19 protein-coding genes are annotated in these 16,398 nt (G+C 73.6%); 13 read left to right on the top strand and 6 right to left on the bottom strand.

The window, feature by feature from the left end; genetic code table 11:
• Positions 1 to 6: 6 nt before the first annotated feature.
• Positions 7 to 1,365 (bottom strand): M1 family metallopeptidase, encoded by a 1,359-nt coding sequence (locus ACSLIC_RS14900; protein ID WP_436740375.1) that lies wholly within the window; start codon positions 1,363 to 1,365, stop codon positions 7 to 9.
• Positions 1,366 to 1,642: 277 nt separating this feature from the next.
• Here ACSLIC_RS14900 and ACSLIC_RS14895 point away from each other — a divergent pair, with 277 nt between their 5' ends.
• Positions 1,643 to 2,152 carry a hypothetical protein gene (locus ACSLIC_RS14895; RefSeq protein WP_436738175.1) on the top strand — a complete coding sequence of 170 codons (510 nt, stop codon included), beginning with the start codon at positions 1,643 to 1,645 and terminating at the stop codon, positions 2,150 to 2,152.
• A gap of 22 nt (positions 2,153 to 2,174) precedes the next feature.
• Here the strand turns inward: ACSLIC_RS14895 and ACSLIC_RS14890 are convergent, their stop codons facing one another.
• The 4 genes from ACSLIC_RS14890 to ACSLIC_RS14875 all read right to left on the bottom strand — a co-directional run bounded on the left by ACSLIC_RS14890 (position 2,175) and on the right by ACSLIC_RS14875 (position 4,729).
• On the bottom strand, positions 2,175 to 2,651 hold the full coding sequence (locus ACSLIC_RS14890) for an N-acetyltransferase family protein (protein ID WP_436738174.1): 477 nt from the start codon (positions 2,649 to 2,651) through the stop codon (positions 2,175 to 2,177).
• Positions 2,652 to 2,674: 23 nt separating this feature from the next.
• Positions 2,675 to 3,586 carry an aminoglycoside phosphotransferase family protein gene (locus tag ACSLIC_RS14885; RefSeq protein WP_436740374.1) on the bottom strand — a complete coding sequence of 304 codons (912 nt, stop codon included), beginning with the start codon at positions 3,584 to 3,586 and terminating at the stop codon, positions 2,675 to 2,677.
• A 143-nt stretch (positions 3,587 to 3,729) separates the two neighbouring features.
• Positions 3,730 to 4,068 carry a hypothetical protein gene (locus tag ACSLIC_RS14880; protein ID WP_436738173.1) on the bottom strand — a complete coding sequence of 113 codons (339 nt, stop codon included), beginning with the start codon at positions 4,066 to 4,068 and terminating at the stop codon, positions 3,730 to 3,732.
• Between the two features lie 451 nt (positions 4,069 to 4,519).
• The gene (locus tag ACSLIC_RS14875; RefSeq protein ID WP_436738172.1) at positions 4,520 to 4,729 is read right to left on the bottom strand and encodes a hypothetical protein; all 210 of its coding nucleotides are present in this window, start codon (positions 4,727 to 4,729) and stop codon (positions 4,520 to 4,522) included.
• Between the two features lie 104 nt (positions 4,730 to 4,833).
• Here ACSLIC_RS14875 and ACSLIC_RS14870 point away from each other — a divergent pair, with 104 nt between their 5' ends.
• From ACSLIC_RS14870 to ACSLIC_RS14860, 3 genes are all read left to right on the top strand, one after another.
• A complete protein-coding gene (locus ACSLIC_RS14870) occupies positions 4,834 to 5,664 on the top strand; it encodes a helix-turn-helix domain-containing protein (protein ID WP_436738171.1) in 831 nt (276 codons plus the stop codon).
• Positions 5,661 to 5,867, top strand: a complete 207-nt coding sequence (locus ACSLIC_RS14865) for a DUF397 domain-containing protein (RefSeq protein WP_436738170.1) — start codon at positions 5,661 to 5,663, stop codon at positions 5,865 to 5,867. The genes ACSLIC_RS14870 and ACSLIC_RS14865 overlap by 4 nt, the downstream gene beginning before the upstream one ends.
• A 438-nt stretch (positions 5,868 to 6,305) precedes the next feature.
• A complete protein-coding gene (locus tag ACSLIC_RS14860; protein ID WP_436738169.1) occupies positions 6,306 to 6,887 on the top strand; it encodes an HD domain-containing protein in 582 nt (193 codons plus the stop codon).
• A 501-nt stretch (positions 6,888 to 7,388) separates the two neighbouring features.
• Here the strand turns inward: ACSLIC_RS14860 and ACSLIC_RS14855 are convergent.
• On the bottom strand, positions 7,389 to 7,586 hold the full coding sequence (locus ACSLIC_RS14855; protein ID WP_436738168.1) for a hypothetical protein: 198 nt from the start codon (positions 7,584 to 7,586) through the stop codon (positions 7,389 to 7,391).
• Positions 7,587 to 7,695: 109 nt separating this feature from the next.
• Here ACSLIC_RS14855 and ACSLIC_RS14850 point away from each other — a divergent pair, with 109 nt between their 5' ends.
• The 9 genes from ACSLIC_RS14850 (at position 7,696) to ACSLIC_RS14810 (ending at position 16,339) form a co-directional block, all read left to right on the top strand.
• Positions 7,696 to 7,908 carry a DUF2945 domain-containing protein gene (locus ACSLIC_RS14850; protein ID WP_436738167.1) on the top strand — a complete coding sequence of 71 codons (213 nt, stop codon included), beginning with the start codon at positions 7,696 to 7,698 and terminating at the stop codon, positions 7,906 to 7,908.
• 3 nt (positions 7,909 to 7,911) lie between these two features.
• A complete protein-coding gene (locus tag ACSLIC_RS14845) occupies positions 7,912 to 8,457 on the top strand; it encodes a DUF488 domain-containing protein (RefSeq protein WP_436738166.1) in 546 nt (181 codons plus the stop codon).
• Positions 8,454 to 8,738: an MGMT family protein gene (locus ACSLIC_RS14840; RefSeq protein WP_436738165.1), complete on the top strand. Its 285-nt coding sequence runs from the start codon at positions 8,454 to 8,456 to the stop codon at positions 8,736 to 8,738. Before ACSLIC_RS14845 ends, ACSLIC_RS14840 begins: the two co-directional genes overlap by 4 nt.
• Before the next feature lie 446 nt (positions 8,739 to 9,184).
• Positions 9,185 to 10,282 carry a hypothetical protein gene (locus ACSLIC_RS14835; RefSeq protein WP_436738164.1) on the top strand — a complete coding sequence of 366 codons (1,098 nt, stop codon included), beginning with the start codon at positions 9,185 to 9,187 and terminating at the stop codon, positions 10,280 to 10,282.
• Between the two features lie 192 nt (positions 10,283 to 10,474).
• Positions 10,475 to 11,017 (top strand): toxin-antitoxin system HicB family antitoxin, encoded by a 543-nt coding sequence (locus tag ACSLIC_RS14830; RefSeq protein WP_436738163.1) that lies wholly within the window; start codon positions 10,475 to 10,477, stop codon positions 11,015 to 11,017.
• A 97-nt stretch (positions 11,018 to 11,114) separates the two neighbouring features.
• Positions 11,115 to 11,984, top strand: coding sequence for a DUF4097 family beta strand repeat-containing protein (locus ACSLIC_RS14825; RefSeq protein WP_436738162.1), 870 nt, complete (start codon positions 11,115 to 11,117; stop codon positions 11,982 to 11,984).
• Positions 11,985 to 12,058: 74 nt separating this feature from the next.
• On the top strand, positions 12,059 to 13,048 hold the full coding sequence (locus ACSLIC_RS14820; protein ID WP_436738161.1) for an ATP-binding cassette domain-containing protein: 990 nt from the start codon (positions 12,059 to 12,061) through the stop codon (positions 13,046 to 13,048).
• Positions 13,045 to 13,827, top strand: coding sequence for an ABC transporter permease (locus ACSLIC_RS14815; protein ID WP_436738160.1), 783 nt, complete (start codon positions 13,045 to 13,047; stop codon positions 13,825 to 13,827). The genes ACSLIC_RS14820 and ACSLIC_RS14815 overlap by 4 nt, the downstream gene beginning before the upstream one ends.
• A 298-nt stretch (positions 13,828 to 14,125) precedes the next feature.
• Entirely contained in the window at positions 14,126 to 16,339 is a 2,214-nt protein-coding gene (locus tag ACSLIC_RS14810; protein ID WP_436738159.1) for an InlB B-repeat-containing protein, read from the top strand.
• Positions 16,340 to 16,398 lie beyond the last annotated feature (59 nt).

Here is a 16,398-nt window from a genome sequence, read left to right as displayed (position 1 = left end):
GGGCCGTCAGCCTCCCGGCTTCGCGCTGTCCGGCTTGCCGGCGGCGCGCAGCCACCCCGCCCAGGTGCGGGTCAGCGCCGCCCGGGTACCGGCGTCGGGGGCGAGGGACTCGGCGTAGGCGGTGAAGTCGGCGGTACGGGCGTTGCCGTACGCGTGCTTCTTCGGCCAGCCGGTCAGGAGGCGGGCGAAGCGGTCCTCGCCGAGGAGGCGGCGGACCTGGTGGAGGGTCATGGCGCCGCGCTGGTAGACGGGGGCGGCGAAGAGGGAGTTCTGGTCGGGCGGGTCGGCCGGGGGGAAGGTCCAGAGGCCGGCGTCGCCGGGGGTGGCGTAGAGGCGGTCGAAGGTCTCCTGGGCGGTGGGGCCGTCGTGGTCCTCCTCCCAGAGCCACTCGGCGTAGGTGGCGAACCCCTCGCTGAGCCAGATGTCCTGCCAGGTCCGGGGGGTGACGAAGTCGCCGAACCACTGGTGGGCGGTCTCGTGGACGACCAGGCCGACGCTGGGGGAGCCCGGGTAGACGGGCCGGGTCTGGGTCTCCAGCGCGTACCCGACGGTGCCGGGGTCCAGGACGATGGCGCCGAAGGAGTCGAAGGGGTACGCCCCGAACCGTTCGGCCGACCAGTCGAGGACGTCCGGGAGCCGGTCCAGCACCTCGGCGTCCTGGCCGGGGGCGACCGCGTTGACCACCGGCAGGCCCGAGGGCGTACGGGACCGGCTCAGCTCGTAGCGGCCGATGGCGAGGGTGGCCAGGAAACTCGCCATCGGGCGGCGGGATCTCCAGGTCCAGGTCGTGCGCCCGTCGCCGTCCGGCTCCGGCTCCAGCGTCTCCGGTTCGCCGCCCGAGACGGCCCGCTGCCCCTTGGGGACGGTGACGCGGAGGGTGTACGTGGCCTTGTCGAGCGGGTGGTGGTTGCCGGGGAACCAGGTCATCGAGCCGGAGGGCTCGCCGAGCGCCACCGTCCCCGCGTCCCCGGTCAGCCAGCCCTCCTCACTGCCGTCGGCGTCCGCCAGGGGCCCGGGGCGGCCCGCGTACTCCACGGTCGTCCGGAAGGCCGTCCCCTTGTCCAGTTCCCTCTCGGGCCGCACGGTCAGCTCGGTTCCGGCCCGGCCGTGGCGGGCGGGCCGCCCGTCGACGGTGACGGAGGTGACCTCCAGCCCCTTCAGGTCGAGGTTGAAGGCGCTGAGGTTCTGCGTGGCCCGCGCGGTGATCCGTGCCGTCCCGCGCAGCGGCCCCCCTTCGGCCCGCTCCCCGGACCGCGCCGGCGCCCAGTCGAGCGCGAGGTCGTAGTGGCGTACGTCGTAGCCGCCGTTGCCCAGCCGGGGGAAGAGCGGGTCGAGCGCCCCGGCCGCTCCCGGCGTCCCTTGCACCCCGCCGCTCCCGCATCCGGCGACCGGCGCCAGCACGGCGAGCGTGGCGACGGCGGCGAGGGCGGGGCGGGAGCGGGGGCGGCGAGGGGGAGGCACGGGGTGATCCTAGGGGTGCCCGGCGCCCGCGCGCGGGGTACGCGGTGTCCGGGTGACCGCCCCCACGGCGCGCGCTCCGGGCGCCCCTGGTCCGGGCCGGGCGCCGGGCCGCCGGGCGCCCGGGGAGCGGCCTTGCCGGCGGTGGCGACCCTCAGGCGGACCGGTGCCGGACAATGGGTGGGTGCTCGACATCGGCTACGCCCTCTCCGCCCGCTTCCCCGACCCGTCCGACCTGGACTACGCCCGGGTCGACCGGCACGCCCTGCGGCACGACCTCTTCTGCGGGGACGTGTACCTGGCGGACACCAAGGCGGACCGGGAGTTGTCCACAGCCTGGGGATGGGTGCCGGTGCTCGACTTCGCGTGGGCGCTCTGCGACATCGTCGAGCAGCTCGACCAGGACCCCCGGGGCAGCCGGGCCTCGCGGCCGCAGTACGCGGAGCTGGACTTCACCGAGTCGAGCGACCGGATGCTCTTCACCCGGCGGTTCGGGTGGGTCGACATCGAGGCCGACTGGATGAGGTCCGACGAGCCGCCGCTCACCTTCTCCCACGCGGAGCTGCGCCGGGAGGCCCGCGACTTCCTGCACGACGTCGTCGCCGACCTCTGCGACCTGCACGACTCCCTCGCGGACAACCCGGTGGTCTGGGACCTGCAAGCCCGCTTCCCGCGCCTGCCCGCGCCCCGCTGAGCCCGCCCCGCGACCGGCCGCGCTACCGGGCGCCCAGCTCGGCGAGGGCGCCGTCCGTCAGCCGGTACACCGTCCACCCGTCCTGCGGGCGGGCGCCGAGCGACTCGTAGAAGCGGATCGCCGGCTCGTTCCAGTCGAGGACGGACCACTCCAGCCGCTGGTAGCCCCGGTCGACGCAGGTGCGGGCCAGTTCGCGCAGGAGCGCCTTGCCGTGGCCGCCGCCGCGCGCCTCCGGGCGGACGTAGAGGTCCTCCAGGTGGATGCCGTGGACACCGCGCCAGGTCGAGAAGTTGAGGAACCAGAGGGCGAAGCCGACCGCCTCGCCGGTGGTGTCGTCCTCGGCGAGGTGGGCGAAGGCGGCCGGATGCGGGCCGAAGAGCGCGGTGCTCAGGTGCTCCTCGGTGAGGTGGACCTGGTCGAGGGCCTTCTCGTACGCGGCGAGGTCGCGGATCATCGCGTGTACGGCGGGCACGTCTGCGGGGCGGGCGGTACGGATCATGGCCGAAGGCTAGCCGGGGTGCCTCACGCGCGGCCCAGCAGGACGCGGGCGAGGTGGGCCTGGTCGGGCTGGAGGCGGTGGGCGCCGTCGAGGACGTTCCACCGGGTCTCCTGGAGGACGCGGGCCAGCGTCCAGCGGGCGGCCCGCCCCCGGTCGAGCCCGGCCAGTGCGGTGAGCGCGTCGAAGCGGCGGCGGACGGCGCCCGGGTCGAAGCGGTTGTACAGCGCGGGGGCCAGGTCGAAACCCGGGTCGCCCGCGAGGGGTTTGGGGTCGATGGCGAGCCAGGGGCCACGGGCGGCGGCCTCGGTGCCGGGGTGCGGGGCCAGGACGTTGCCGTAGTGGAGGTCCCAGTGCAGGAGGCGGTCGCCCGGCTCCGGCAGGACCTCGCGGACGGCGGCGGCGACGTCGGTGAGCAAGGCCCGCTCGAAGGGGTCGCCGAGGGCGGCGGCGACGCGCGGCGCGTCCTGGACCAGCCGGTCGGCGATGTCGGCGAGGCGCCGCGTCCCCGGCGGGGCGGGGCGGGCCGAGAGCCGGGCGAGGAGAGTGCCGAGCACGGCGACGGCCTCGTCGGTGTCGACCAGCCCCTCCAACGGCCGCCCGGAGTCGAGCCGTTCGACCAGCAGGGTGCCGGTGGCCGGGTCCTCGGCGAGCAGCCGGGCGGCCCCGTCGCCGTCCCAGGCGCGCAACGCGGCCCCCTCCCCCGCGCTCTCCTCGTCCAACAGCTGGAGCTTGAGCACGGCCGGGGCGTCGCCGTGGGCGGTCAGCCGGACGGGGAGGACGAGCGAGGCCGTGCCGTGCATCGCCGGGCCGTCGGGGCGCAGGCCCCAGGCGTCGCGGTAGTGGGCGGCGCGCTGCGGCAGTCCGGCGACGAACGCCCGCCCGCGCGCCCCGTTGTACCGGACCTGGCTGGCGGCGAGTCCGGGCGGGACGGTCAGCCCTGGCCAGGAGGGGGGTCCGTACGGGTGCGGGGCGGCGCCAGGGTGTGTCACGCGGGGCATCGTACGAGCCCAACGGCGTGCGGGACACGGGAATTCGGCCCCGCGCCGGGCCCCTGGCCCGCAGCGTCCGGCACGTGGCGTCACTCCCGGCCCGGAGGCGGTTCGTGGAGGCGGCCACAGGCGAGCCTGGGACAACGGACGTAACGAGGCGTCTCGTCGTCGGGCCGGGCGTCGCCGTGCGGGTCGGCGTGGTCCTGGTGGTCCGCGTGGTCGTCGTGGGGTTCGGTCCGCACGTCACTGCTCCTCGTGAAGGGGTACGCCCGGCCGTGGCCGTCACACCTGCGGCCGGGCGAAGCAGGGGGACGGGAAGCGGCCAGGGGGCGGGCGTAGAGCCGGTACCAGCCCGAGGCGTCCCGGGCCAGGAACGCGTACGGCAGGCCGTCCGCGAGGCACCGGGCGGCGGCCTCCTGATGTGCCACGTGGGCAGCCCACGCGCGGAGTCGGCTGGGGGCGTCCGCCCCGTGGGGCGGTGCCGGACGCAGCGCCCCCGGCGGCACCCACGCGCCGTCCGGGTCGGGGTCGAGCCCGTCGGCCAACCGGAGCGCCTGCCCCCGGAGCCAGCCAAGGGCGAGGCCCCGCACGCGGACCACGGCACGGCCGAGGCACAGGCTCCGCCCCGCGTCCCCGCCGTACACCTCGACCAGGTACCGGCCGCCCCGGCTCACGAAGCCCCCCGCAGCCAGCGCCGCAAGCGGTTCTCCTCAGCCATCCGAGCACGCAGCGCCCGCATCGCCGGGGAGTCCCCGTCCGACTCGGGAGCCCGCCCGGAGCCGGGCCCGGAGCCGGGCTCGGGACCGGGCCGAGGCCCATGGCACGGGCACCCGCAGGACACCCCGCACCCGGATTCCCCGCGCCCCGCGGCCTCCGCCATCACACCGGCTTACGGGCCGAACACTCCGCCGACGCCTGGTGCCGCCTGAGCAGCACCCGACAGTCGGTGGCCTTGCTCCAGTCGTACTCGGCATTGGCCTCAGCCTCGGCGAGGGCGAGGTGGCGGCAGGGGGCGCAAGGGGCGAACTGGGCGTCGGTGAAGACGCGTTCGGGAAGCGGGGGCCGACCCTCCGGGCGCTGCGCAGACATGGGCAACTCCTCTCTGTAGCGAAACCACTACCGGGAGCGCTTACGGTGGCTTACTCTCAGCAGACCATCAACCTCCGAGCAAATGAGTGGGAGTTGGGTCCAGAATGGCGAACCGCAAGAAACTGAATCCCGACGAGAGCCCGCGTGCGGCCTTCGGCGTTCGTCTGCGCACGCTGCGGGAAGGGCGAGGCTGGACACAGGAGGACCTGTCCGACCGCATGGGCTACTCCGCTACGCACATCTCCGGGGTCGAAACTGGCAGGCGAACTCCAACTCCCAGGTTCACCGCAAGTGCCGACAAGGCACTGGGGACGGGAGAGTCGCTCGCCCGACAGGGGGACGCCGTCCTCAACCCGGCGATACTCGACGGCTTTCCGCAGTTCGTCGTGCAGGAAGGGCGCGCGGTGGAGATCCGGCTGTTCGAGTTGGGGGTTCTCCCAGGGCTGTTCCAGAACCCGGCGTACGCCGCCGCCATCACCGAGGGAGCCGTACAGCGAGGTGCGATCACGGAGCAGCAGGGGGACGAACGCTTGGCACTACTGGACCGGAGGCAGCGATCTCTGGACCGCACGCCGCCGCCGCAGATCTACGCGGTGCTCGACGAAAGCTGCCTGATGCAGAAGGTCGGCGGCCCCACGGTCATGCGCACGGCGTTGGACCACCTGTTGGCCCTGGCCGGCCTGCCCAATACGGTGATCCAGGTCGCCCGGTTCGAACTGGGGGCACGCCGCTCGTTCTACACACCGGTAACACTGGTAACCATGCCCGATCGGTCCCAAGTGGCCTACGCGGAGTCTGCGCTCTCGGGGCAATTGCAGCGCGAATCACGCTTCGTCGGTCCACTGTTTACGGCCTACCATCAGCTTCAGGCTGAAGCGCTCTCACAGGCCGAGTCGGTGACTGTGATCAATCAGGTACGAAAGGGCATGTCGTGACTGCTGAATCCCTCCGTTGGTCCAAGTCCTCCTACAGCGCCAACGGCGGCCAGTGCGTAGAAGTCACCGCCGACCTGCTCGCCTCCCACGGGGTGGTCCCCGTCCGCGACTCCAAGCTCCAGTCAGGCCCCGTCCTGGCGCTGCCCGCCACCTCGTTCTCCACCTTCATCGCGGGCATCAAGGCCGACGACTTCCCGGCCTGATCAAGGCTCGGAACGTGCGCGATCCCCTCACCCACCCGCAACCGGGATACGACGGGCTCCGCTCCGAACAGCACGAAGGCCGCCCTACCCGGGGCGGCCTTCGTGGTTTCCGGACCCCGCCCCACGGGTGCGCCGCCACGACCGCGCGCCGGGCGCTTGGTTGGCCAGGGGTGCCGAGGCGAGCCGGCTTGTCAGCAGACCTCGGTGCTCCGCCTTGGGAGAGGCGGCGTTGCCGGAAGCAGTAAGTGGTGTGCATCCATGACCTGCACTTACCAACCGGCGGCCGGCACCGGCGGCCCCCCTCTCTACTCGGCTCGGCGCTCACGTGGTCCGGCTCCTCGATCACGACGGGCTCTCCCCACGAGCAAGGCGTGAACTCAGTTCGGTGCATTACGTTCTACGCGAGAACCGCAGATGACACATCGGAGGGCGCATCTCATGGCGGAGACAGAGCAGGAGCAGGCGAAGGGCACCACGGGCTTCCTGCTGGAGATGGGGATGCTCAAGCGCGCCAAGCGGTCCGGTTGGTGGATCGCCGGGGTGAAGGACCCCGAGACGATCGCCGAGCACAGTTTCAGGGTCGCGCTCATCGGTTCCGTGCTCGCCATGATGGAGGGCGCCGACCCGGCGAAGACCGCTCTCCTCGGTCTGTGGCACGACACCCAGGAGACCCGCGTCAGCGACATCCCCCACATCGGTCGCCGCTACCTCGAAGCGGCGAGCAACGAGAAGGTCACCGCCGACCAGGTATCCGCCGCCCACCCGGCGGTCAAGGCCGGAGCCCAGCGGATCGTGGACGAGTACGAGAACGGCGACTCCCTCGAAGTCGTCTGCGCACACGACGCCGACAAACTCGAATGCCTCCTCCAGGCCGTCGAGTACCGCGAACAGGGCTGCTCGAACGTCCAGCCCTGGATCGACAGCAGCGTCGCCAAGCTCAAGACCGCCTGCGCGCAGTCCCTCGCCGACACCGCGCTCACCATGACCTCGATCGAATGGCAGCAGACGTATCTCCGCTGACGGGAGATGGCCCGTGCACCATCCCTCCCCAGGCCGAGCACCGGGCTCCGCCTCCTCACCACGTGCTACACGGTCGGTCAGTCGTGAGCGCTGTCCGGCGGTGGCGCCGCGTGTGGTCCGCCTCGGTTCGGTCGGCCTACGAGGAGTCGGATTTCGGAGCTGAGGGCACTGCGTACTCATCGGCATCGACGTGCTGACGCCCGTGCCGGGCTCGCGGACCCGTCGGTCTGCGCCGTGAGCCTTGCGGGCCTCGGCCCGCTCGGCGGCGGCTTCCGCCTTCTCGGCCGCGTCCTCGTGGCGCGGGCAGCGAGGGCGGCCCTGCGCACGGCCTCACGCGGAGCCGAGTGGCCGAGGTGAGCGAAGGCCCGTTGCTCACGAAGGGCACCACGGACTCCGACCTCGCCGTGTGGCTTTGGTCATGCGAATCCCCGATCCCTCCTGCCGGACTGAGGCAGTGCTGACGCTACGGGGATGCGCCTTGTCGCGGGGGCGCCCCGCGTCTCACCGGCCGCTTCCGTCGCCCGGATGCGCGTCCATCCGCAGCGACCAGGTGCCCCCCGGGCAGCCCGTCGGCAGGGGTGGGAAGCGGTGGCCCTTCACGTCTGTGCTCCAGTGGTGGCTCTGGCCGCAGTCGCAGGCGTAGATCCCGCTCTCGGGCACGATCTCGCCCGGGCGCCACGTCGTCGTCTCCTCGCTCATCCTCCCTGTGTACGACGGAATCCGGCCGCGCGCGACCGGGGCGGGCCGCACTCGCGGAAGCGGTGCGGCGGGGTGATCCTGGAGGGGACGACCGAGCGGAGGCGGGCGGATGGCGGCAGAGCGGTTCTCCGTGGGCGACCACGTGCGGTGGAACTCCGAGGCGGGGCACGTCCAGGGCGTGATCGTGCGGAAGCACACCCGGGACGTGGAGTTCAAGGGCTACACCCACCACTGCTCGCCGGACGATCCCCAGTACGAGATCAAGAGCGACAGGACCGACCACATCGCCCTGCACAAGGGCGGGGCCCTGACGAAGCTCTGACCCGTGGCGCGCCCGTACCGGATACACACCCTCGGCCACTCGACCCGCGCGTTCGACGAGGTGCTGCGGATGCTGCGCGCCCGTGACGTGACCTGCCTGGCCGACGTCCGCCGCTTCCCGTCCTCACGGAAGCACCCCCAGTGGAACCGGGAGGCCGTTACGGAGGCCCTGCCGCCCGGCATCGGCTACCGGTGGATTCCCCAGCTCGGCGGCAGGCGCCACACCCCGAAGGGCGTCCCCAGCGAGAACGGCGCGTGGCGCGTCAAGGCGTTCCGCGACTACGCCGACCACATGGCCGGGGAGGAGTTCGCGGAAGGGCTGGACGAGGTGCTGAGCCTGGCCGGGCACGAGCGGGTCGCGCTCCTGTGCAGCGAGGCCGTGCCCTGGCGGTGCCACCGCCGCCTGATCACCGACGCGCTGCTGGTCGCCGGGGCCGAGGTCGAGCACATCCTCTCGGAGACCTCGGCCCGCCCCGCCACCCTCAACGAGCACGCCCGGGTCACCGACGGCCACCTCACCTACCCGCCGCCCGCCCCGAAGGCGCCATGACCTACGTCGACGACGTCCGGGCCGCCGTCGCCACGATCCCGCCGGGCTCCGTCGCCTCCTACGGCGAGATCGGCCGCCGGATCGGCCTCGGCCCGCGCCAGGTCGGCCGCGCCATGAGCCTGCTCGGCGAGGACGTGCCCTGGTGGCGCGTGGTGTACGCGGACGGCACCCCCGCCACCTGCCACGGCGGCCGGGCCCCGGCGCTGCTCGCCGAGGAGGGCACACCGATGCGCGGGCGGCGGGTGGATCTGGGGCGGGCGCGGCACCGGTGGGCGGGGTGAACGGCCCACCCGTCCCGCACCGCCCACGGCGTCCCCCTCCCTGTACGAGGGGCAGCCCACCCCGGCACCGACAGCCGGCGCGCCGGGGCGGGGCCGAGCCGGGCGGCGGACGGCGAGGGCGGCCAGGCCGGTGAGGAAGAAGGCTGCGACCCGGGGCGCCCGCCCGCATGCCCGCACGAGCAGCGCGGCCCCGTCCACTCCCGGGCCCGCTCCTCCCCCGCGCCAGGCGGCTCCCCCGGCTCCCCCGGCGCCTCCGGACCCCGCCCCGTCGCACCAAATCCCGTTGTGACCGTGCCAGTTCTCCCGCCGTCCCGGCGCCGAGCAGCTCGGACGGCAAGCCGGGGCGGGCTCCGTCGACGGCTCAGGCGCTGGGGGAAGGCGCGGGCCGGGCGGTGTCCGGGGGCTGTGCGATCATCCTGGAGCTGACATGACAACAGGGGGCTCGGGTGGGGACTGGGGCTGGGGCGGGGCGGGACGGTTCTTCGGAGCCGGACGACGCGTGGGAGAAGTTCCTGCGGGAGTCGGTGGAGGGCACGGCCGACGCGCCGAAGGAGCCGTCGGCGCGGGCCCGGAGCGTGGCCCGCCGGCTGCGCGAGGAGCCCGAACCGCCCGGTTGGCGCACCTACTCCCCGGCTCCGCCGCTGCCGGCCGTCCGGCGGGAGCGCCGGCGCCTCGCGGGGCCGCTGATCGCCGCGCTGGTCCTGGCCGTCGTGGTCGCCGTGGCCTGGTTCTTCGGCCCGTTCGGCGACCCGGGCGCGGAGGCTCCGGCGGCGCCGGAGACCGAGCGCCCCACCTCGGCGCCCCCGGCGCAGTCCGCCGCGCGGCCCACCCTCGACGCGCCGTTCCGGGGATCGCCCGCGGCCCGGTGGGAGAGCGGCGCGGCGGGGATCACGGTGCCGAAGGCCGAGGCCACCGGGTGGATGGACGCGGCCGAGGTCCGGCGCGCCCTCGATGGGAGCCTCGCCTTCCTGACCGAGACCAACCTCGACCCCGGGGTGCTGCGCGGCGAGCGCCCCGAGCGGGCACCGAAGCTGGTCAACCCGCACCAGGAGGACGTACAGGCGCTCCTGGGGGCGGCGTTCCGCGAGCCCGGGCCGAAGAGCGATCCGCTCCTGCTGGTCAGCCGCTTCGACGAGGAGCAGGCACACCTCGTCGGGGACGAGGTCCGCACCCGGGGGCGGCTCTCCTACCGCGAGGGGGAGCGGGGGGCGCTGGAGGTCTCCTCCGACGTCACCTTCGTCTACCCGGCGGTGCGGGCGGAGGGCGCCCGCGACGAGGTCGTCCGGACCATCGTCCGGCGGGAGACCGTGATGAGCTGGGACGACCCCGACAAGGTCGTCACCGAGCCGGGCACCTTCTCGCTGCTCTCGTACCGGCTGCACGTCACCAACGGCGGGTGCGGGGAGTCCGCCGGCTACTTCACCCCGCCCTTCGGCACGGAGCGGCGGGCCCCCACCACCGGGGACGAGATCGACCCGTACGACCGGAGCACGGGGCTGCGGGACGGCTCGGGCGACCGGTGCGACAAGGCCACCCGGTCCTGAGGCGATGGCACCACTGGCACCACGTGGCACCACACGGGACACATATGGCACCACGCGGCGCCACGTGATGCCACGTGGCGCCACACGAGACGCGCGACAATCACGCAGGTCAGGGCCCTGATGCGCCTCATCGACCATCAGTAGCGCCATCGAGGGGTTGCCATGGCGCCAGAGTGGTGCCACTATGACGCCATGGACCTGACGCCCTTTGTCGAAGACCTTCGCCGTGAGCTCGCGGTGGCCGCCGAGGCGGGCGGAGAGGATGCCCGCGCGCTGGCCGAGCGGCTGACGGCTCCGCTGGAGTCGGCCACCCGGCTCGCGATGCTGAACGTCCTCTCCACCGCGATGGACGAGATCACCCGGGATCTGGCCCCCGGCTCGGTGGACGTGCGGCTGCGGGGAGTCGACCCGGACTTCGTCGTGACGCCTCCGCCACGCGAGGAGGCGTACGAGGAGGCGTACGAGGAGCGGCGTGAGGTACCGGCCGAGCCGCCGAGGGCCCCGGCCTTGGCCGACGGCGACGAGGGCGGCACCGCCCGCGTCAACCTCCGCCTCCCCGCCCACCTCAAGGCCCGCGCCGAGGAGGCCGCCACCCGCGAGGGCCTGTCGGTCAACGCCTGGCTGGTCCGGGCCGTCTCGGCGGCCGTCGAGGGCGGCGGCACCCCGGGGCGCCCCTCGCCGAAGACCCGCACCCCCCGCACCGTCGGCCAGAGCTTCACCGGCTGGGCGCGCTGACCGCACCCGACCAGGCACGCCCGCACCACCTCACCACTCACACCGCACCGCGTCCACCTGCGAGGACGCCGCGACGACCCCCGAGGACGGGACAGCCATGCCTTCTTCCACCACTCCCACCGGCTCCACCTTCGAGACCCCCGGGCCGATCACCGCCACCGTGCACGTGGAGGCCGGATCGATACGCCTCGTCGCCACCGACCGGACCGACACCACGGTGGACGTCCGGCCGCGCGACCCCGGGAAGGACCAGGACGTCCGGGTCGCCGGGCAGACCGACGTCACCTACGTGAACGGCCGGCTGAGCGTGCGTACACCCAAGCAGCGCGCCCTGTTCGGGCGCACCGGCGCGGTCGACGTGACCGTGGAACTGCCCGCCGGCTCGCGGGCCGAGCTGACCGGGGCGTGGGCCCAGGTCTACGGCGAGGGTCGGTACGGCGAGGTCAGCGTCAAGACCTCGGCGGGCGACGTACGGCTCGACTCCACCGGCCCCCTGCACGCGACCGCCTCCGCCGGCTCGGTGAGCGTGGAGCGGGTCGAGGGCCCCGCCGAGATCACCACCAGCAACGGCAGCCTGCGGGTCGGCACCGTCGAGGGCCCGGCCGTGCTGAAGAACTCGCACGGCACCACCACCGTCGGCACCGCCCTCGGCGACCTGCGGGTGCGCGGCGCCAACGGCGACATCCTGGTCGAGCGCGCCGAGGGCTCCCTCGCCGCCACCACCGCCCACGGTTCCGTACGGATCGGCGAAGTGGTGCGCGGCAAGGCCGAGTTCGAGACCTCGTACGGCTCGATCGAGGTCGGCGTCCGCAAGGGGACGGCCGTCTGGATCGACGCCGGCTCCCAGGCCGGGCAGGTCGTCAACGCCCTGGACGCCGCCGACGGCCCCGACGAGGCCGAGGCCACGCTCGAACTGCGGGCCCGCACCAGCTTCGGCACCATCGAGATCCGCCGCGCCCACCCCTGACCGGCCGGGGCCGCCCGTACCGGCGGCCCCACCCCGGCACCACGACTCGCCATTCCTCCGAAAGGGAGAGCTCCATGGGTTCTGTTGTCATGCCCACGCCCACCAATCGCGGCGGGAACGACCGCCCGCCGCCCGCCCTCGCCGCCACCGGCCTGCGCAAGGCGTACGGCGCCCGGACCGTTCTCGACGGCATCGACCTGTGTATCCCCGCCGGCTCCGTCTTCGCCCTGCTCGGCCCGAACGGCGCGGGCAAGACCACCACCGTGAACATCCTGTCCACGCTCGTCCCCGCCGACGGCGGCCGGGCCGAGGTCGCCGGGCACGACGTGGCCGCCGCACCGGAGCGCGTACGGGCCGCGATCGGCGTCACCGGCCAGTTCGCCGCCCTGGACGATCTGCTCACCGCCGAGGAGAACCTGCTCCTCATGGCCGACCTGCTGCGCCTGGGCAAGCGTGAGGGGCGCGCACGCACAAGGGAGTTGCTGGAGCGGTTCGGTATCGCCGACGTGGCCACCCGCCGGGCGGCGCTCTTCTCCGGCGGTATGCGGCGGCGGCTGGACCTCGCCATGACACTGGTCGGCGAGCCCCGGGTGATCTTCCTGGACGAGCCGACCACCGGCCTCGACCCGCGCAGCCGCCGCACGATGTGGGAGACGGTGCGCGAGCTGGTCGCCGGCGGCACGACGGTCTTCCTCACCACCCAGTACCTGGAGGAGGCCGACCAGCTGGCCGACCGGATCGCCGTTCTCGACGGCGGCCGGATCGTCGCCGAGGGCACCGCCGAGGCACTCAAGGCCCGCATCCCCGGCAGCCACGTCCGGCTGCGGTTCACCGACCCCGCCGAGTACGAGCGGGCCGCCGGAGTCTTCCCCGACGCGAGCCGCGACGACGAGCGACTGACCCTGCGCGTCGCGGGCGACGGCGGCCTCGACGCCCTGCGCGCCCTGCTCGACCGGCTCGACGCCGCCGGGGCCCGCGCCGCCGACTTCTCCGTCCACACCCCCGACCTCGACGACGTCTTCCTCGCCCTCACCGGCGAGGGCGCGAAGGAGACCGCGCGATGAGCACCCTGACCTACGCCGTGCACGACTCCGCGACGATGCTGCGGCGCAACCTGAAGCACGCCATCCGCTACCCGGCCGTGGGACTGGGCAGCGCCATGCTGCCGATCCTCATGCTGCTCCTCTTCGTCTACGCCTTCGGGGACGCGATCGGCTCCGGGATGGGCGGGGGCCGGGCCGCCTACCTGGAGTACCTGACGCCCGGCGTGGTCATCATGGGCGTGGCCGCCGGTTCGATGTCGACCTCGATCGCGATCTGCTCCGACATGACCGAGGGCATCGTCAACCGCTTCCGGACCATGGACATCACCCGCGCCTCGTTCATGACCGGGCACGTCCTGGGCAGCGTCGTCCAGACCATGGCGTGCGCCGTGCTCGTGGTCGGCGCCGCCCTGGCCCTCGGCTTCCGCTCCGGCGCGACCCCGCTGGAGTGGCTGGCCGCGGCCGGTCTGCTGGCCGCCGTCGCCTTCGCCGTGACCTGGCTGTCGGCCGCCTTCGGGCTGCTCTCCAAGACCGTCGAGTCGGCGAGCAACAAGCCCCTGCTCGTCCAGTTCCTGCCGTTCCTCGGCTCGGCCTTCGTCCCCGCCGAATCCATGTCCCCGGGCCTGCGCTGGTTCGCCCAGCACCAGCCCTTCACCCCCATGACCGAGACCCTCCGCGGCCTGCTCTCCGGCACCCCCGTCGGCGACGCCTGGTGGATGTCCCTCACCTGGTGCGCCGCGATCGCCCTGGTCGGCTACGTGTGGTCCCGCCACCTCTTCGCCAAGGGTCCGGCCCGCTGACCGGGACCGTCCGGAAGAGCCCGCCTGCCCCCTTGGGGGCGGGCGGGCTCCCGGCTGCCGACGCGTCACGCGCCACGTGCCACCGCCACCCGAGGAGCGCACCCCACCCCACCCGCCGAACGGGCGACCGTTCCCCCTCCGCCCTGGACACGCCCCCCGAGAACCCGGTCATGGCGCCGACCCCAAGGTATGACATACATCAAATAAGCCTCATAGGGGTCATGGTGGTGCTCCGTCAGTCGGCGGTCCAGTCCCTCGCGGGCCGCCGGACCCCCTGATTGCTCCCAAGGAGCGCTTCATGTCTCAGACCGTCCAACGGGTACGCCGGCGCGTAACGGGTGTCGTCGCGGCCTCGCTCGCGCTGGCGCTCGGTGTGCAGGCGCCGGCCGGTGCCGCGCAGCCGCCGGCCGATCCGTACGCCAACGGCACGCCCATCACGTTGTCGGGGACCAACGACCCGGCGCGCGGCCTGTACGACTTCACCGGCAACGACGTGTACGGCGGCGGGAACAACCTCACTCCGGCGCTCACCTCGACCGACCTGACCGTGGACGACACGGCCCGCTCGCACCTCACCGTCTACGGCGGCAACAAGGCGGGCCCGCTCGACGGCCCCTCGCGCCTGACGTACGACGGAGCCCGCCCGGACCTCACCTCGACCGCGACCAGCGGGTACCAGGCGTACTTCCTGTACGGCGCGGGCGAGAGCGGCACCACCACCGGCCCCGCCACCGTGACCATGAACGACGGCTGGGTGCGCGGCTGGATCGTCGGCGGCGGCAAGGGGCCCGTGGTCGGGGACACCACGGTGACGATGAACGGCGGCCTGATCGGGCCGCACGTGGATTCCGGCGAGAACGTCGGGCAGGCGGAGATCTACGGCGGCGGCCTCGGCACCGAGGGCACCGTCCGGGGCGACACGCACGTCACCGTCCAGGGCCCGGTCTACGACCCGGCGACGTACCAGCCGGGTCAGCCGGCCACCCTCGTACGGCAGCACGTGCTCGGCGGCGGGTCGTCCGGCGCCGTCGTCACCGGGGACACCCACGTCGCGGTCAAGGGCGGCACGATCCAGGGCATGGTGCTCGGCGGGCCGGGCGGCGGGGGCGTCGCCAACAACGTCGTCGGCGACACGTACGTCGAGGTCAGCGGCGGCGTCATCACCACCCAGCCCGGTTCGACCGCGGGCGGCAGCGTCTTCGGCGGCGGCTACGCGCGCAACCAGAACGTCACCGGCAACACCCACGTCCGCGTCGTCGACGGCGCCGACATCCGCGGCGGCGTCTACGGCGGCGGGTACGCGGGCCCGGCCGGCATCCAGGGCAACGTCGTCACCGGGAACGCCGACACCCTCATCGAGGGCGGCAGGATCGGTACCAACATCTACGCGGGCGCGGCCGGCCTCTCCCGGGTCAACGGCACGGCCACCGTCACCCTGAAGGACATCGCCCCGGGCGAAACCTTCGCCACCGACTTCACCCGCCAGATCCTGCGCGGCGGCATCGGAACCGGCGGCACGGCGAACACCGTCTTCGACCACCAGACCGCGCCCTTCCTCGGCACCGTCGGCACCTCGGGCAACGGCCAGATGGACGCCATCCGGTTCGTCAACGGCACCGAGATGAACGTGGACCCGACCCGCTTCCACGGCCGTGACTGGTTCATCGAGAAGGGCTCGACCGTCGACGTGGTGGCCCCCGGCACGATGAGCACCCGCACCTTCACCAACGCCGGACTGCTCCGCCTCGACGGCCCCGACGCCCCGGAGAACCTGCTCTCCACGATCGGCGGCGACTACGTCTCCGAGGGCGGCACCCTCGCCATGGGCGCGACCTCCGACGACGCCAAGGACTTCCTGGAGATCCAGCAGGCGGCCACCCTCGGCGGCGACGGCCCCACCACGATCGACCTGGACCTCTCCCCGAACTGGGACGGCGACCGCGTCGACCTGGTCCGCTCGGCCGCGCCGAGTGAGGCCGGGGCGTTCACGATGGCCCCGATCGCGGTGGACAACGGCTCCTTCCGGGGCACGGCCGTCCTCAGGTCCGAGCCCAACGAGGCCGGTGGCATCACCTGGTACATCGAGGGCGTGCCGGAGGAGATGTACACGGTCACCGTCACCGACGGCACCCTGGCGGGCGGCCTGAGCAGCGACAGCTTCTACGCCGGGGACACCGTCGAGCTGACCGCCGACGAGCCCGCCGACGGGATGCGGTTCGCCGGGTGGCGGATCGACCGGGGCGGGCCGCTGGACGGCATCGACCTCTCCGCGCCGTCGACCTCGTTCACCATGCCCGCCCACGAGGTGGAGGTGACCGCCCTGTACGAACCGGTGTCGTCGCCCCATCCCACCCCCTCGCCCACGCATCCGACGCACTCCCCGAGCCACGGCCCGGGCCTCCCGGAGACCGGCTCGTCCTCGCTCATGCCCATCGCCCTGACCACCGGGCTCCTCGCCCTCGGCGGCCTTCTCTTCCTGCTGCGGCGCGGCCTGAGGCAGGGGCAGCACTGAACCCGTACCCGCACCCGCACCCGTAGGGGCGGCTGAGCGAGGGCCGACCGGACGCCGGT

Source organism: Streptomyces sp. BBFR102 (assembly GCF_051397025.1).
Classification (GTDB): Bacteria; Actinomycetota; Actinomycetes; order Streptomycetales; family Streptomycetaceae; genus Streptomyces.
This window is presented reverse-complemented; position numbering and strand designations above follow the sequence as displayed.

Bases quoted from the DNA above. Each gene is read 5' to 3' on its own strand.
- ACSLIC_RS14890 (WP_436738174.1), bottom strand. From the start codon at position 2,651: ATGATCCGTACCGCCCGCCCCGCAGACGTGCCCGCCGTACACGCGATG.
- ACSLIC_RS14875 (WP_436738172.1), bottom strand. From the start codon at position 4,729: ATGTCTGCGCAGCGCCCGGAGGGTCGGCCCCCGCTTCCCGAACGCGTC.
- ACSLIC_RS14870 (WP_436738171.1), top strand. From the start codon at position 4,834: ATGGCGAACCGCAAGAAACTGAATCCCGACGAGAGCCCGCGTGCGGCC.
- ACSLIC_RS14860 (WP_436738169.1), top strand. From the start codon at position 6,306: ATGGCGGAGACAGAGCAGGAGCAGGCGAAGGGCACCACGGGCTTCCTG.
- ACSLIC_RS14855 (WP_436738168.1), bottom strand. From the start codon at position 7,586: ATGAGCGAGGAGACGACGACGTGGCGCCCGGGCGAGATCGTGCCCGAG.
- ACSLIC_RS14850 (WP_436738167.1), top strand. From the start codon at position 7,696: ATGGCGGCAGAGCGGTTCTCCGTGGGCGACCACGTGCGGTGGAACTCC.
- ACSLIC_RS14840 (WP_436738165.1), top strand. From the start codon at position 8,454: ATGACCTACGTCGACGACGTCCGGGCCGCCGTCGCCACGATCCCGCCG.
- ACSLIC_RS14830 (WP_436738163.1), top strand. From the start codon at position 10,475: ATGGACCTGACGCCCTTTGTCGAAGACCTTCGCCGTGAGCTCGCGGTG.
- ACSLIC_RS14825 (WP_436738162.1), top strand. From the start codon at position 11,115: ATGCCTTCTTCCACCACTCCCACCGGCTCCACCTTCGAGACCCCCGGG.
- ACSLIC_RS14820 (WP_436738161.1), top strand. From the start codon at position 12,059: ATGGGTTCTGTTGTCATGCCCACGCCCACCAATCGCGGCGGGAACGAC.
- ACSLIC_RS14815 (WP_436738160.1), top strand. From the start codon at position 13,045: ATGAGCACCCTGACCTACGCCGTGCACGACTCCGCGACGATGCTGCGG.
- ACSLIC_RS14810 (WP_436738159.1), top strand. From the start codon at position 14,126: ATGTCTCAGACCGTCCAACGGGTACGCCGGCGCGTAACGGGTGTCGTC.